Raw genomic sequence first — 15,144 nt, 5'->3', positions numbered from 1 at the left:
CTGGGGCTAAGTGCTTCGGATAGATGGCTGGCAATGGTTCTGCATTCCCAAGCCTGTCACGTTCAACGGTCACGTCAAACAGTTGGCGCATCGCTGTGACCGGGATGGTGTTGGAGTAGAGGTTGCACATGGCTCCAAAAGCTACGCACAAGACCTAAGTTGGACAAGGCTGCGCGACTTTCCGTGTCGCAAAGCGACGTGATCTATTGGCTGACCCATGGTAGTGGCCCAATGAAAGGGCACTCCATGACAGCGAAACAAAAATTACAAAACCCGACAGTTGGTATTGCGTTCGTACTGATCGGAATATTGGCGATTTCTATCAATGATATGCTGATTAAATTCCTGTCTGGCGGTTACCCCTTGCACCAGATGGTGTTTGCAAGATCATTGATCGGAATCGGATTTAGCTTTGCCCTAGTCCAGATGGAGGGCGGTTGGCGCATCCTGAAAACCGATCAGCCAGGTCTTCACCTTCTGCGCGGTCTGTTGATTGTGGTAGCCAATCTGACGTTCTTTACAGCCCTCGCGGTAATGCCCCTGGCGGAAGCCACGGCTGTTTTCTTCGTCGCTCCCTTGATGATCACTTTGCTGAGTATCCCATTGCTTGGCGAAAGAGTTGGGCCGATGCGGATTGGTGCCGTGATTGTGGGATTTTTGGGCGTGGTGATCATGACCCGCCCCTGGGAGGCCGGCGGCGAGCGTGAGGTTGGTCTGCTGATGTATGCCCTTCCGGTTCTTGCTGCGTTCACCTATGCCCTCAACAACGTGATGACTCGTTTCTTGGGTGCAAAGTCCAAGGCCTCAGCAATGGCTGTTTATATTCAGGCGTGCTTTATCGTTGTCAGCCTGTTGTTCTGGTCAGTGGCAGGGGATGGGCGCTTTGCGAGCGCGTTTGAAAACGAAAGCTTGATCTTCTTGCTGCGTGCCTGGGTTTGGCCCGAAGGGACTGACCGCTGGTTGTTTATTGGGCTCGGATTCAATTCTGCAATCATCGGGTATTGCCTCGGCCAGGCTTACCGCATGGCAGACGCGGCGACAGTGGCGCCATTTGAATACGTCGGTCTTCCTATGGCCGTTTTCTGGGGATGGGTCATCTGGGGAGAGCTCCCAAACCTGCCTGTCGCCATTGGTATCGCACTGATCTTGGGGTCAGGACTGTTTGTATTTTTGCGTGAGCGTCAGAAAAAGAGGCACATTGTTACTGAAAAGAGAGTGCATCGTCGATATTAGATGCCAAATCAATTCGGGCCAAAAGTCGCTTAACAGTTTTCTGGGATATTGAAATTCAATCGCAGTTGAGCGCTGATGAATCGTACAGTTGATGGGAAGAGAACTCTGATGCGAAACACGTTCATTGTTGCTGTGTTATTTCTTGCCGCTTGTAGCAATCAACCCGCAGAGCCATTAACCCGGCTTTATCCCGGTGAGACCCCTGAGCTACGAGTGATGATCAATGAAACTGCGGACGCAAACGGTGTGCCGCGAAGCCTTGTACACCGAGTGATCCAACGAGAAAGTGATTACCGCCCCAGTGCCCGAAATGGCCCCTACTACGGGCTGATGCAGATTCTACCTGCCACAGCGCGCCAGATGGGATTTCGTGGACAGCCTTCCGACCTCTTGGACGCTCAGACCAATCTGACATACGCCGTGAAATACCTTCGCGGTGCCTGGATGGTTTCGGATGGAAATGAGCCCGAAGCGGTCATGTGGTATGCCCGCGGCTATTACTACGAAGCCCGTAACAGATGCATGCTTGTAGCCACGGGGCTTCGGGATACCGAGGTCCGAAAATACTGCGGCTGAGGTCCTTCCCATAGGAATTGCAGAAAGCTCCCGATACACCGCAAACAGCCTTCTTTATACAAAGTAGCTTGCACGTTGGAGCCCTGTTTTGCGCGTCCCGCAGAGTTCAGGAGATTGATATGTGCGCCGAACACTCAAGAAAATTCAAAGGGGCGCGTGACAATCGGCCGATCATTTTGTTCGTTGCCGGCTTCGGCGACAATGGAAGCATGTTTGACGAATTGACTGAGACACATCTTGCTTTCAGCCATCGTTTGTTGCCCATCAATCTTCCAGGATTTGGCGCTGCGCCTCTTGCGGAGGGAACAACACTCGAAGCCCTCGCGCAATACGTGTCAAATGAAGCAACAAAGTATGAGGCCGAAACTATCGTCGCCCATTCAGTTGCTTCGATCATAGCTTCCTTGGCCGTCCGCCGGGCAGACTGCCCTTTGACTAAAATCGTTTCTCTGGAAGGAAACATTACAGCCGCAGATGCCTATTTTTCCGGGACAGCGGCCGACTACGCTAGTCCGGCAGAGTTTCGCAAAGCGTTTCTGGGGCGGCTAGATGAAATGGCGAAGTCTGAACCGATCATAAGAAGATATCGCGACGAAGTCTCAAAGGCCGATCCTTCAGCGCTTTGGCAGCTCGGCATTGACGCCCGGAAGTTTTCATCAGATCACTTACCAGGTGAGGTTTTGCAACACGCAGCTAACGTTACATATTTGTACAATCCCGATAATTGTCCCGAAGACACCGTCCGTTGGCTGGAAGAAAACAAGATGAACCATGTCATCTTAGAAAACGCCACACATTGGCCGAGCGTTGACCAGCCTGAAGTGCTCGCAGACAAAATCGCTGAGGCGCTTACAGAAATCTAGTGGAGTTGCAAATTAGAGTTTGATGAAAGTAGGGCCGCGAACCTCTGGGTTTGCAAAGTCTCGTTTCGAAGGTCTGCCAAGTGCCGTCCGCTTAAAACTTCAGTGTCCTCTTTTACCCCTGGCGGAACTTGCAGAAGCCCTCATTTTGCTCGACTGTTCTGACCTGCCGCAGGTCGTGTGCCAACCCAAGTTTGAAATCAAAGCTTGTTCGGGCCGAAGTTTGTCGCACTGACCTTGTCTGTTTGTGAGTGCCGGTTCCCGTCGGTGCAATGCTCCTTCGGGCGCTCTCAATTGCCCCCTCGTTTGACAAGTTCCACCGCGGCACGGACACCCTCTGCGGTTGCAGTGGGTCTCGGTTCATAGCGCGCCTCGTCGCCAGTTTGGTATTTTCCGGTTCGGACCAGTATGGCCGCGCCTAAACCCGCCTTCAAAGCGCCCGCGATATCGCTGTCGGCATCATCGCCAATCATTGTTACCTCAGCAGGCTCCAGCCCCATGCTTTGCGCGGCAGAGTGGAAAAACGCTGGTGATGGCTTTCCAAATAGAAGAGCATTTGTTCCGCTTGAGTATTCAAGCGCCCGGACGAAAGCGCCGGCATCCAGACTCAATTCGCCGTCTGCGTCACGAAACACTCTGTTTGAGGCCAATGCAAGGAAGGGAGCCCCGTCTTGGATCAGGCGAAAGGCTGCGTTCAATCGTTCATACGTAAAATAGCGGCCCGCATCACCAACCACGACCGCTTTGGGGCCAGATTTCGAGCACACTGCAAAATCCTCTTCCAGATCCGGATGGATCAGCAGATGTGGCGCAAGACCGTTTTCCTCTAGCCAGGCACACACTGCCGCAGCGGGTGTCAGGATTTCTTTAGGACCTGCGTCTATTCCGAAGCCTTGTAGCTTATCCAGAATAACACGCTTCGGTCGTCGGGTTGAATTCGTTAGAAAGCGAACCGGAAGTCCTGTGTCGCGAATGGTTGAAACCGCCTCCACAGCACCCGCCAGTGGCTTATCGCCCTGATACAGAACACCTGCGATATCAAACAGAACGCCTTTGCTCACGCCTTCCTCACAAACTACGAAAAACCCTTTCTTTCGGGTCAATTTGCCCAAGTGATGGTTCGCTCTTGACGCCCACTTAGCCATCACATAGGAAGGCGAAACATTGAGCGGGTATAGCTTAATGGTAAAGCCCCTGCCTTCCAAGCAGGCTATGTCGGTTCGATTCCGTCTACCCGCTCCAACTCAGCCCCACATCTCTGCGTCAAATGGCCCGGTCCTCAGGGCATTTTGCGCACGGCTTCTTGACCCTGCGGGCCAGTATCGCCAAGAAACAGCAACTCCGCAGTGAAGACAAAGTGAACACATAAGGGCCGCACATGGCGAGACAGACAGCCAGCACGACCACCGCATCCGCGCCGGGCGCCAGCGAAGAAAGAGCAGGCTCCAAAAAGCTGGGCGTCTTGGCGTCGCTTTGGCCTTTTATGAAGCCGTATCGCCTGCTGATGCTGGGGGCGACACTGGCGCTGGTCCTGACGGCTGGCATGACGCTGACCTTGCCTTTGGCGGTACGCCGTGTGGTGGACAATTTCCGCATTCAGGACGGAGAGCTGCTGGATTGGTACTTCCTGGCCGCGCTCGGCATTGCCGGTATTCTGGCCGTGGGCACAGGCATCCGCTACGCGCTTGTTACCCGTCTGGGCGAACGTGTGGTCGCCGATATCCGCAAGGCCGTCTTTGACCGTGTGATTGGCATGAGCCCCGAGTTCTACGAACGCATCATGACCGGAGAGGTCCTCAGCCGGATCACTACCGACACGACGCTGATTCAATCGGTGATCGGGTCATCTGTTTCGATTGCCCTGCGCAACCTGCTGATGTTTGTCGGAGGGTTGGTGTTGATGCTGTTGACCTCGGCCAAGCTGACAGCGCTGGTTCTGCTGCTGATCCCCGTCGTTGTGGTGCCAATCCTGTTGCTGGGGCGCAGACTGCGCGCCATCAGCCGCGAGAATCAGGACTGGATCGCGGCCTCATCGGGCAACGCGGGTGAAGCTCTGGGGGCGGTACAGACCGTGCAGGCCTTTACCCATGAACGCGCAAGCCGCCAGCAGTTCGGCGACATGACTGAGACCTCATATGTCGTGTCGCTACGCCGCATCCAGACGCGGGCCATTCTGACGGTCATCGTGATCTTTCTGGTCTTCTCAGGCATCGTTGGAGTGCTGTGGATGGGAGCCAATGACGTGCGCAACGGGGTCATGACCGAAGGGGTTCTGATCCAGTTCGTCATCTACTCGGTCATCATGGCAGGCTCTGTTGCTGCCCTGTCCGAGATCTGGAGCGAGCTTCAGCGCGCTGCAGGGGCCACTGAACGGTTGGTTGAGCTGTTGAATGCTGAAGACACAGTGATCGACCCGTCTCAGGCAAATCCGCTGACGCAACCAGTACGCGGCGAGATCAAGTTCGAAGAGGTCACCTTCCGCTATCCTGCGCGGCCCGATGTGGTGGCGCTGGACAAGCTCAGCCTGCAGGTCAATCCCGGCGAGACGGTTGCCTTCGTTGGCCCCTCGGGCGCGGGAAAAACAACTGTGGTTCAGTTGCTCCAGCGGTTCTACGACCCGAACTCGGGGCGCGTGATGCTGGATGGGATGGATCTGCAAAACCTGAACCGGGCAGATTTCCGCCAGCATATGGCGCTGGTCCCGCAGGATCCGGTTATTTTTGCCGCCTCGGCTCGTGATAATATCCGCTTTGGCCGTCTGGATGCCTCGGACGCGGAGGTCGAAGCCGCCGCGCGCGCCGCTGCCGCGCATGACTTCATCGCGGCACTGCCTGAAGGCTATGACAGTTTCGTTGGTGAACGGGGTGTAATGCTGTCCGGCGGGCAGAAACAGCGGATCGCCATTGCCCGCGCCATTTTGCGGGATGCGCCTGTTCTGTTGCTGGACGAGGCGACCTCGGCGCTGGATGCGGAAAGCGAGCGGGCCGTGCAGGGCGCGGTGGATCAGATGCGCGCCGGACGCACGACCCTGATCGTGGCACACCGGCTAGCAACCGTGAAAAAGGCGGACCGCATTGTGGTGCTGGAGGCCGGTCGCATTGTCGCCCAAGGCACGCATGACGATCTGGTGGCGCAAGATGGGCTTTACGCCCGTTTGGCCCGTCTTCAGTTCACTGACGGCGTCGCTGCTGAATAAAGTGACGCTCCGGCAATCGCCGTTTCGCCGTAGCGTCATTCTACATTTTCGACTTTTCCCTCGCTAAGCCCTTGCTTGCGCCGCCAAGGTTGTGATCCCATCTGTGTCAAGATCACTCCGCGTGTGGCGCGCGGGAGAATAAAACACGGGGAGGAGCCACATGGCCTTTGTTGGCAAGGAAGACAAAGCGCGTATTGAACAGGAAATGACGTGGGAGGACCGCGACCTGCCGGTGACGTTCCACCAGCTGCTATCGCGCACGGCAGAGAAATTTCCAAACCACAATGCGGTCAGTTTTCAGCTGTTTTCAGGTCCGAACGACAAGGCCGAGACGCTGACATGGTCCAACCTTCTGGGGCAGGTCAATCAGGCGGCCAACCTGTTCCGTTCGCTCGGGATCGGCGAAAGTGACGTGGTGGCCTATATCCTGCCAAATTGTAACGAGACGCTGGTGACCCTGATGGGCGGAGCAGTCGCTGGCATCGTGAACCCGATCAACCCGCTGCTCGAGCCAGAGCAGATCGCCGCCATTCTGCGCGAGACAGGTGCCAAGGTTGTCGTCACGCTCAAGTCCTTCCCGAAAACGGATGTGGCGCAGAAGGTGGAAGAGGCCGTGCGCCATGCGCCCAAGGTCAACACCATTCTCGAGATTGACCTGAACCGCTATCTGACACCGCCGAAATCCTGGATCGTCCCGTTCCTGCGGCCAAAAATGGGCGACAAGGCAAAGCTCGCGCATGCGGACTATAAGAACTTCAATCAGGAATTGGCCAAGCAGCCCACGACTCTGACCTTTGCAGATAGCACCGAGGACCGGGTGGCCTGCTACTTCCACACAGGCGGCACGACTGGCATGCCGAAGGTGGCGCAGCACAAATATTCGGGCCTGATCTACAATGGCTGGCTGGGCAATACGCTGTTGTTTGACGAAAACGACGTCATTATGTGCCCGCTGCCGATGTTCCACGTCTTTGCCGTGCATGTGATCTGGATGGCGGCTGTGTCCTCGGGCGCGCATGTGATTTTCCCGACACCTCAGGGATATCGCGGTGATGGCGTGTTCGACAATTTCTGGAAGCTGATCGAACGTTGGAAGGTCAGTTTCATCATCACCGTGCCCACCGCGATCTCGGCCAAGATGCAACGACCCGTGGATGCTGATATTTCCTCGGTGAAAACGGCGTTCTCCGGCTCAGCCCCGCTGCCGGTCGAATTGTTCCGTCGGTTCGAAGAGGCAACAGGCGTGACTATCGTCGAAGGCTACGGCCTGACCGAGGCCACCTGCCTTGTCTCGTGCAACCCGGTGGATGGTGAGAAAAAGATCGGCTCGATCGGGATTCCCTTCCCATACACAGATGTCAAAATCCTGCAGGACGGCCCGGACGGCCCCAAGGAATGCGCGGTGGATGAGATTGGAGAGATCTGCGTTTCTAACCCAGGTGTCTTTGCAGGCAATACCTATACCGAAACCGACAAGAACGAGAACCTGTACCACTATGACAAGTATCTGCGCACAGGCGATCTGGGTCGCTTTGATGAGGACGGGTACCTCTGGATCACTGGCCGTGCCAAGGACCTGATCATTCGTGGCGGACATAATATTGATCCTGCCGAGATCGAAGAGGCCCTGCTAGGGCATGAGGCCGTGGCCTTCGCAGGTGCCATTGGTCAGCCCGACGCCCATTCCGGTGAGGTGCCTTGCGCATTCGTAGAACTGGTGGAGGGAGCTTCGGTGACCGAAGAGGCGTTGATGGAGTTCTGTAAGGTCCATGTTCATGAACGCGCGGCTCAGCCCAAGCACATGACAATTCTGACCGAATTGCCCAAGACCGCGGTTGGTAAGGTGTTCAAACCTGATCTGCGCAAGCACGCGATCACCCGGATCTACAATGGCGCGCTTGAGCAAGCTGGCGTTGATGCCCGTGTCGTCTCGGTCATCGACGACAAGAAGCGTGGCCTGGTCGCGCAGCTTGACGCGAACGGCACATCCGAGGACGATGTCAGCAAAGTGCTGGGCGCGTATACCCGGCCGTGGGAGTGGGCAGCCTAACCGGGAGGGAACATGGATTATGAACGTCTAATTGATGAGGAAACTTGGGCGTTCATAAGACGCACGGCTGAAAGCTATCCTGACGATGCGGTGGATCTGTCAATCGAAGACCAGCGCAAGGTTTATGACAAGATGTGTCAGGATTTTCGCCAGCCGCGACCCGAAGGGGTGGCGGTGCAGGACCTGTCCGCCAATGGCGTGCCGGTCCGCCTTTATACCGCAGGTCAACCGACACGAACCGTCGTCTATTTCCATGGCGGCGGTTTCGTCGTCGGCGGGCTGGATAGCCACGATGATGTCTGCGCCGAGATTTGCGCACAGACCGGATATCGGATTGTCGCAGTCGACTATCGCCTGTGCCCCGAAAACGTGCATCCGGCCCAGTTTCAGGATTGTTGGACTGCCGTAAACTGGGCAGCGGAAGAGTTTGGCGACCCGATGATCCTGGCTGGTGACAGTGCAGGGGGTAATCTGGCTGCAACTGTCGCTCACTACGCGCGGGGACGGCTAGAGAACATCTTGGGGCAGGTCCTGATCTACCCCGGGCTGGGCGGTGATACGTCCAAAGGCTCGTATATCGAACACGCTCATGCCCCGTTGCTGACGCTTGAGGATATTAAGTTCTACGAAACCGTCAGATGCGGGGGACCAGCCTCGAGCGGTGATCCAACCTTTGCCCCGCTTCAGGACACCGACTTCTCGAGCTTGCCACCGACCGTTGTCATCACCGCCGATTGCGACCCTCTCAGGGATGATGGATCAGATTATTGCGCGGCGATCCAATCTGCTGGAGGCCGCGCCGAGTGGATCAACGAACCCGGCCTTGTCCACGGCTATCTGCGCGCCCGTACCTCGGTCAAGCGCGCCGCAGATAGTTTCGAACGGATTTCCATCGCCATTGAGGCGCTAGGGCAGGGGATCTGGTCCTACGACTAATCCATCTGGGTTCCAGATTAGAACAGGAATGCCCTGCCAAGTTCAGGACATTCCTGCCGCCGTATGTGGCAGCGAAGTGCTTTGATCAGCTCAGGAAGGGCTTGGCCTTCATCGTGTCCGCAAGCGGCGCGCCCATTCGGGTCAGGATGGTGGGGGCAAGCTGTAGCTGGTCGATCACGGTATCGGCCTCTGGGCCTTCTGCGTCGCCAAAGTAGTAGAGCGCGGTTTCCTGTTGCAACGGGCTGCGCCCGCCGTGGTGACCGCGTTCGTCCTGCCCGTGATCGGCGGTGACGATGACCTCATAGCCCAGTTTGCGCCAGTTCGGGATGAAGGGTGCCAGCATCTCATCCATCACGAAGCAGGCGTGGTCCATTTCCTCGCAATCGTGGAAGAAGCGATGACCCATGCTGTCCAAGGTGCAGGTGTGCAGGATGCCGTAGTCCAGCCCATGGCGCAGGCACAGGTTCGTCAGGGTGGCAAATAGATCGACGTCGCAGGGCGTCATCTGGTTGGCCTTGCCATAGCCGGTCATGCTGTGAAACCGGCCATGGTTGATGGTCTTACTCTCCGGCTCGTCATATTCCACGTCGCGCACATAGTCGAACGGATGGCGGTTAAAGAATTGCGACCAATAGCTATGCGTGACGGCTCCGGTCACGCCCCCGGCCTCGCGGACCTGACTGAAAACGTCCTTGTGGCTTAGGCGGAAGACATTTCCGTTTCCGGTGCAGCCATGTTCCTGCGGGGTCACACCGGTGTGGATCGAGGCATAGCAACTGGCCGAGGTCGACGGCAGGACCGAGCGGAGTTTCCACACGCGGGCCTCACCACTATCGGCCCAGCCTTCGAGGTTGCCGAACAACCGACGGAAGTTGCGCCACGGGACGCCGTCCAGAATGATGAGGAGGAGTTTGCGGTCCATGTTCTGACCCTTTTCGAGAGTGTTTCGGGCGACCCTAGAAGATTCGTTGCACTAGGGCTGCCTATTCCCGCCCCGAATAGCAAAATCCCGACACCTGTTTGTGACAAGTGCCGGGGTTTCATAGCTTTGATCGGGGCAGGGATTAGTTCCCTGCCGCCTCCATCTTGCGGTTTGCAACGACTTTTTCCAGCCAGCCAAGTTCCATCTCGGGGACCGAACTGAGCAGCAGGTCAGTGTAGTCGTCGAATGGCGGGCTAAGCACCTGAGATTTCGAGCCATAGCGCGCGACGCGACCCTGATACATCACCGCGATGCTGTCGCTGATCGCTCGGACCGTAGCCAGATCATGGGTGATGAACAGGTAAGCCACATCCTCGATCTTCTGCAGGTCCAGCAGCAGCTTCAGGATGCCGTCAGCTACGAGCGGATCAAGGGCCGAGGTGACCTCATCACAGATGATCATCTTAGGCTTGGCCGCCAGTGACCGCGCGATACAGACACGCTGTTTCTGCCCGCCGGACAGCTCCGCCGGGTAGCGATCGATGAACTTTTCGCCCAGTTCGATCTCATCCAGCAGCTCGACAACGCGTTTGCGTTTCTCGGCCCCGCGCATGTTGAAGTAGAACTCCAACGGGCGGCCGATGATCGTGCCGACGGTCTGACGCGGGTTCATCGCCGTGTCTGCCATCTGATAGATCATCTGCAGCTCTCGCAGGTCTTCGCGCGTGCGCCCCTTCAGATCCGAGCTGAGCTTGCGCCCGTTGAAGGTGATCTCACCCTCACGTGCAGGCAGCAGGCCGGTGATCACACGCGCCAATGTGGACTTGCCCGAGCCGGATTCGCCCACAACCGCCAAAGTCTGCCCCGGATGAAGCTCTACATTGACGTTGTGCAGAACGTCAAAGTTCAGACCCTTGTAGCGTGCGGTAATACCGTCGACCTGAAGAACCGGCTCAGAGGTCGGCTTCTTCTCTTCGTGTTCGATAGACCGGACCGAGACCAGAGCCTTGGTATAGTCTTCCTGCGGGTTGTTGATGATCTGATCGGTATTGCCGTATTCGACCGTGTCGCCCATCCGCAGAACCATGATGTCGTCGCTGACCTGCGCCACAACCGCAAGGTCGTGGGTGATATACAGCGCAGCAACGCCGGTATCTGCAATGGCTTCCTTGATGGCCATCAGAACGTCGATCTGGGTGGTCACATCCAAGGCCGTGGTGGGTTCGTCGAATACCACCAGATCAGGTTCCGGACACAGGGCCAGCGCGGTCATGCAGCGTTGCAGCTGACCACCGGAAACCTGGTGCGGGTAGCGACTGCCGATATTGTCCGGATCGGGCAGGCCCAGCTTGGCGAAGAGTTCACGCGCACGGGCCTCGGCCTGTTTGCGGGTGAATTTCTTCTGCTCGACCGCCGCTTCGACGACCTGATCCATGATCCTTTTGGCAGGGTTGAACGACGCGGCAGCGGATTGGGACACATAGGTGACCTCACCCCCACGCAGCTTGCGGATATCCCCGTGAGATGTCTTGAGGATATCGCGCCCGTTTACCCAGACCTCGCCGCCGGTGATCTTCACGCCACCCCGGCCATAGGCCATCGAGGCCAGGCCGATGGTGGATTTACCGGCACCGGATTCGCCGATTAGCCCCAGCACCTTGCCGCGTTCAAGGTCAAAGCTGACCCCATGCACGATTTCGATGTCATGGGGCTTTTCGCCCGGCGGATAGACGGTCGCGCCGATCTTGAGGTCGCGGACCTTGAGAAGGATATCGTCGCTCATCCCCGGCCTCCTTTCAGCGATGTGGTGCGGTTCAGAACCCAGTCAGCCACAAGGTTGACCGAGATGGCCAGCGTCGCGATGGCGACGGCGGGCCACAGGGCAGCACCGATGCCATAGACGATACCGTCCTTGTTTTCCTTCACGATGCCGCCCCAGTCCGCTAGCGGCGGTTGCACGCCCAGACCCAAGAAGGACAAGGTCGAGATGAACAGAACCATGAAGATGAACCGCAGACCGAACTCGGCCACCAGCGGTGACAGAGCATTGGGCAGGATTTCCCGGAAGATAACCCATGCGCGCCCTTCACCGCGCAGTTTCGCGGCTTCAACGTAATCCATCACGTTGATGTCGACCGCGACCGAGCGCGACAGTCGATAGGGGCGGGTTGCGTCCAGCAGGCCCATCACAAGGATCAGGATCGGAACGGTCACCGGAACGATGGCCAGAATAACCAGCGCCAGGATGAGGGTCGGGATCGACATGATCAGGTCAACAGTCCGGCTGAGTGCCTGATCCGCCCATCCGCCCAGAACGGCGGCCAGCAAACCCAGAGATGTACCGGTCAGAAAGCTGAGCAAGGTGGCTGCGGCGGCGATGAAGATCGTCGTGCGCCCGCCATAGATCATGCGGGTCAGTAGGTCCCGCCCGATATTGTCCGTACCCAGCAGATGCTCGGCGCTGGCAGGCTCCCACACATCGCCGACAACTTCTGCCATTCCGTAGGGCGCAATTAGAGGGGCCGCGATGGCCACAAAGAAATAGGCGCCAGTGAACAAGAGGCCAATCAGTGCCGAAAGAGGAATATTCTTTATCATTTCGGGTGCCTCAGTCTTGGGTTGGCAAGGATCGACACGATATCGGCAACCATATTCAGGCCGATATAGACGGCCGCGAATACGACGCCACAGGCCAACACGACGGGCACGTCACGTTTGGTCACCGCATCCACCAGATACTGCCCCATGCCGGGATAGACGAATACAACCTCGACCACGACGACGCCGACAACCAGATAGGCCAGGTTCAGCATCACAACGTTCACGATCGGGGAAATCGCATTGGGGAATGCATGGCGTGCAATCACCTGAAAGGTGCTCAGGCCCTTTAGCTCGGCGGTTTCGATATAGGCCGATTGCATGAGGTTCAGAATGGCCGCGCGGGTCATGCGCATCATTTGCGCCAGAACCACCAATGTCAGAACGAAAGCCGGTAGAGCGATTGCATTCAGCTTCTGCCCGAAGGTCATGGAATCGTTGATCATCGCCAGGGATGAGAACCAGCCCAGTTTAACCGAGATAAAGTAGATCACCACGTAGCCGATCAGAAACTCGGGAATTGAAACTGTCGTCAGCGTGATCGCCGAGATCAGCTTGTCGGGCCAGCGATTGCGGAACCGAACAGCCAGAAGGCCCAGGAAAATCGCCAGCGGAACGGAAACGATCGCAGCAACGCAAGCAAGGAACAACGTATTGCCCAGGCGTTTTCCGATGCTCTCGGAGATATCAAGTTTATTGGTGAGGGATTGCCCCAGGTCGCCTTGCGCGATGCCACCCAACCACTCGAAATAGCGGGTTAGTGCAGGGCGGTTCAGGCCCATCTCTTCTCTTAGGTTGGCAAGGGCCTCAGGGGTTGCGGACTGCCCCAGGACGGCTTGCGCGGCGTCTCCGGGAAGGGCTTCGGTCAGGCCAAAAATCAGAGCCGAAGCGCCGAGCAGCAATAGGAGTCCCAGCGCGAGGCGCTGGGAAACCAGTTTGATGATAGGATGCATTATCCGTTGCCCGAATTACACGAACCACATCTTGCGTGAGATGTTGCCGTTCATCATCTCTTGCGTCGGATCAGATTCCCAACCGTCCAGCTGGTTGCTGATGCCTTCGACAAAGTCGTTGAACATCGGGCAAATAAGGCCGCCTTCGTTGCGGACCATCTGGCCCATCTGGCTGTAGATACCCTTGCGTTTTTCGGGGTCCAGTTCGGCGCGCGCTGCGAACAGCATGTCGTCAAAGGCCTGAACCTTGAAGCGCGTGTCGTTCCAGTCCGCGCTCGACAGATACGCGGTCGAGTACATCTGGTCCTGGACCGGGCGACCACCCCAGTAGGAGGCACAGAACGGCTGAACGTTCCACACTTCGGACCAGTAGCCATCATTGGGTTCGCGTTTGATTTCCAGCGGGATACCTGCCTGAGCAGCGGTTTGCTGGAACAGCGCCGCCGCATCCACAGCACCGGGGAAGGCGCCATCTGCAACCCGCAGAATGATGGGCGATCCATCGTGACCGGATTTCTTGTAGTGCTCGGCCGCTTTTTCAACGCTGAACTCGCGCTGTTCGATTGTCTCATCGAACAGGGGGTAGGCCGCGTTGATCGGCATGTCGTTCCCGATCGAGCCATAGCCACGCAGAACTTTGTCCACCAGATCCGCGCGGTTAATTGCGTATTTCAGAGCCGTGCGCAGTTCGTTGTTGTCGAACGGAGCCGTGTCACAATGCATGATGAACACATAGTGGCCACGACCAGCAGTCGAATGAACAGTCAGGTTGGGTGCGCGGCCCAGCAGGTCGGCAACTTTGGGCTCAACGCGGTTCACGGCGTGAACCTGACCCGATTGCAGCGCAGCTGTCCGGGCAGTTGCGTCGTTGATGACGACCACTTCGACGCTGTCGAAGTTGCCGAAATCGCTGTTCCAGTGGTTTTCGTTCTTGGTGAACAGGTGGCGGACGCCGGGCTCATCAACTTCCAGCTTGTAGGGACCTGTGCCGATACCGGCTGCCGGGTTCTCCATACCGCCATCCGGCTGAATGATCAGGTGATAATCGGCCATCAGATAGGGCAGGTCGGCGTTGGGCTCGGACAGGGTGACCTGGAAGTTGTCGCCATCGGCCTTCATCGACTCGATGCCCTTCATGATGCCCAATGCACCGGACTTGGAGTCTTCGTTCGAGTGGCGCTGCATCGTTTTCAGCACGTCTTCGCTGGTCATGGTCTTGCCGTTGTGGAACTCGACCCCCTGACGCAGCTTGAAGGTCCAGACCTTGGCATCCGCACTGCCTTCGACGCTTTCGGCAAGGCGTGGTTCGATCGTGCCGTCGGGTGCAACTTCGACCAGTTGGTCGCCAAATTGTTTGCCGTTCTGGAACGGAACCGAGCTTGCATAGGTCGCCGGGTCAAGCGAGTTGGTCGATTCGCCGCCCTGCAGGCCAAATTTCAGATCGCCACCCTTTTTCGGGCCGGTTGCACGGGCCGCGTCGGCAAACATCGTACTAGCCACGGCTGCCGAAACGCCAAGAGCGGCGGCTTTGCCCATGAACTCGCGACGGGTCAGTTTGCCTGCCGTCACCTGTTTGGACATGTGAGTGAGTTGTTCGTTCATTCAGAAGCTCCCAGTTGATTGTGTTCGCCCGTTTTCGGGCTTTTTATTGACGCGTGAGTCAACGTTGACGCATTTCAGCGGGTCGGGCAAGTGGAATTCCGTGTCGCAAATGTGCCTTGCCTGACAATACCGTGTTTATCAAAGCCGTCATAGCGCCGTGTCTTCGCGTCCTCCGCTATGACGAAAATGATCTATTGGTTGCCTTGGTCGGTATCGGG

12 protein-coding genes and 1 tRNA gene are annotated in these 15,144 nt (G+C 57.2%); 7 read left to right on the top strand and 6 right to left on the bottom strand.

The window, feature by feature from the left end; genetic code table 11:
• Positions 1-246 precede the first annotated feature (246 nt).
• From ACR0KL_RS17045 to ACR0KL_RS17035, 3 genes are all read left to right on the top strand, one after another.
• On the top strand, positions 247-1,233 hold the full coding sequence (locus ACR0KL_RS17045; protein ID WP_170678269.1) for a DMT family transporter: 987 nt from the start codon (positions 247-249) through the stop codon (positions 1,231-1,233).
• A 108-nt stretch (positions 1,234-1,341) separates the two neighbouring features.
• Positions 1,342-1,809 carry a lytic transglycosylase domain-containing protein gene (locus tag ACR0KL_RS17040; RefSeq protein ID WP_170468631.1) on the top strand — a complete coding sequence of 156 codons (468 nt, stop codon included), beginning with the start codon at positions 1,342-1,344 and terminating at the stop codon, positions 1,807-1,809.
• 119 nt (positions 1,810-1,928) lie between these two features.
• Complete coding sequence (locus ACR0KL_RS17035; RefSeq protein WP_480777303.1) at positions 1,929-2,672, top strand: alpha/beta fold hydrolase; 744 nt, start codon at positions 1,929-1,931, stop codon at positions 2,670-2,672.
• A gap of 287 nt (positions 2,673-2,959) precedes the next feature.
• Here ACR0KL_RS17035 and ACR0KL_RS17030 read toward each other — a convergent pair whose 3' ends face one another.
• Positions 2,960-3,730 carry a TIGR01458 family HAD-type hydrolase gene (locus ACR0KL_RS17030; protein WP_480777302.1) on the bottom strand — a complete coding sequence of 257 codons (771 nt, stop codon included), beginning with the start codon at positions 3,728-3,730 and terminating at the stop codon, positions 2,960-2,962.
• Positions 3,731-3,837: 107 nt separating this feature from the next.
• Here ACR0KL_RS17030 and ACR0KL_RS17025 point away from each other — a divergent pair.
• The 4 genes from ACR0KL_RS17025 (at position 3,838) to ACR0KL_RS17010 (ending at position 8,851) form a co-directional block, all read left to right on the top strand.
• Positions 3,838-3,911: transfer RNA gene (locus tag ACR0KL_RS17025), tRNA-Gly, on the top strand.
• A 136-nt stretch (positions 3,912-4,047) separates the two neighbouring features.
• Positions 4,048-5,865 (top strand): ABC transporter transmembrane domain-containing protein, encoded by a 1,818-nt coding sequence (locus ACR0KL_RS17020; protein WP_170678275.1) that lies wholly within the window; start codon positions 4,048-4,050, stop codon positions 5,863-5,865.
• A 160-nt stretch (positions 5,866-6,025) separates the two neighbouring features.
• Entirely contained in the window at positions 6,026-7,915 is a 1,890-nt protein-coding gene (locus ACR0KL_RS17015) for an acyl-CoA synthetase (RefSeq protein WP_170678277.1), read from the top strand.
• Between the two features lie 12 nt (positions 7,916-7,927).
• Entirely contained in the window at positions 7,928-8,851 is a 924-nt protein-coding gene (locus ACR0KL_RS17010) for an alpha/beta hydrolase (protein ID WP_170678279.1), read from the top strand.
• 85 nt (positions 8,852-8,936) lie between these two features.
• On the opposite strand, the gene ACR0KL_RS17005 is transcribed toward ACR0KL_RS17010, so the two are convergent.
• The 5 genes from ACR0KL_RS17005 to ACR0KL_RS16985 all read right to left on the bottom strand — a co-directional run bounded on the left by ACR0KL_RS17005 (position 8,937) and on the right by ACR0KL_RS16985 (position 14,926).
• On the bottom strand, positions 8,937-9,773 hold the full coding sequence (locus ACR0KL_RS17005) for an alkaline phosphatase family protein (RefSeq protein WP_170678281.1): 837 nt from the start codon (positions 9,771-9,773) through the stop codon (positions 8,937-8,939).
• Positions 9,774-9,915: 142 nt separating this feature from the next.
• Positions 9,916-11,556, bottom strand: a complete 1,641-nt coding sequence (locus ACR0KL_RS17000) for an ABC transporter ATP-binding protein (protein WP_170480338.1) — start codon at positions 11,554-11,556, stop codon at positions 9,916-9,918.
• The gene (locus tag ACR0KL_RS16995) at positions 11,553-12,368 is read right to left on the bottom strand and encodes an ABC transporter permease (protein WP_170375341.1); all 816 of its coding nucleotides are present in this window, start codon (positions 12,366-12,368) and stop codon (positions 11,553-11,555) included. Before ACR0KL_RS16995 ends, ACR0KL_RS17000 begins: the two co-directional genes overlap by 4 nt.
• A complete protein-coding gene (locus tag ACR0KL_RS16990; protein ID WP_170374804.1) occupies positions 12,368-13,324 on the bottom strand; it encodes an ABC transporter permease in 957 nt (318 codons plus the stop codon). The genes ACR0KL_RS16995 and ACR0KL_RS16990 overlap by 1 nt, the downstream gene beginning before the upstream one ends.
• A gap of 15 nt (positions 13,325-13,339) precedes the next feature.
• Positions 13,340-14,926 carry an ABC transporter substrate-binding protein gene (locus ACR0KL_RS16985; protein ID WP_480777301.1) on the bottom strand — a complete coding sequence of 529 codons (1,587 nt, stop codon included), beginning with the start codon at positions 14,924-14,926 and terminating at the stop codon, positions 13,340-13,342.
• Positions 14,927-15,144: the final 218 nt, after the last annotated feature.

The organism is Ruegeria sp. C8 (assembly GCF_056537565.1).
The sequence above is the reverse complement of the archived record's forward strand: the minus strand, read 5'-3'. Positions and strand labels throughout refer to the sequence as shown.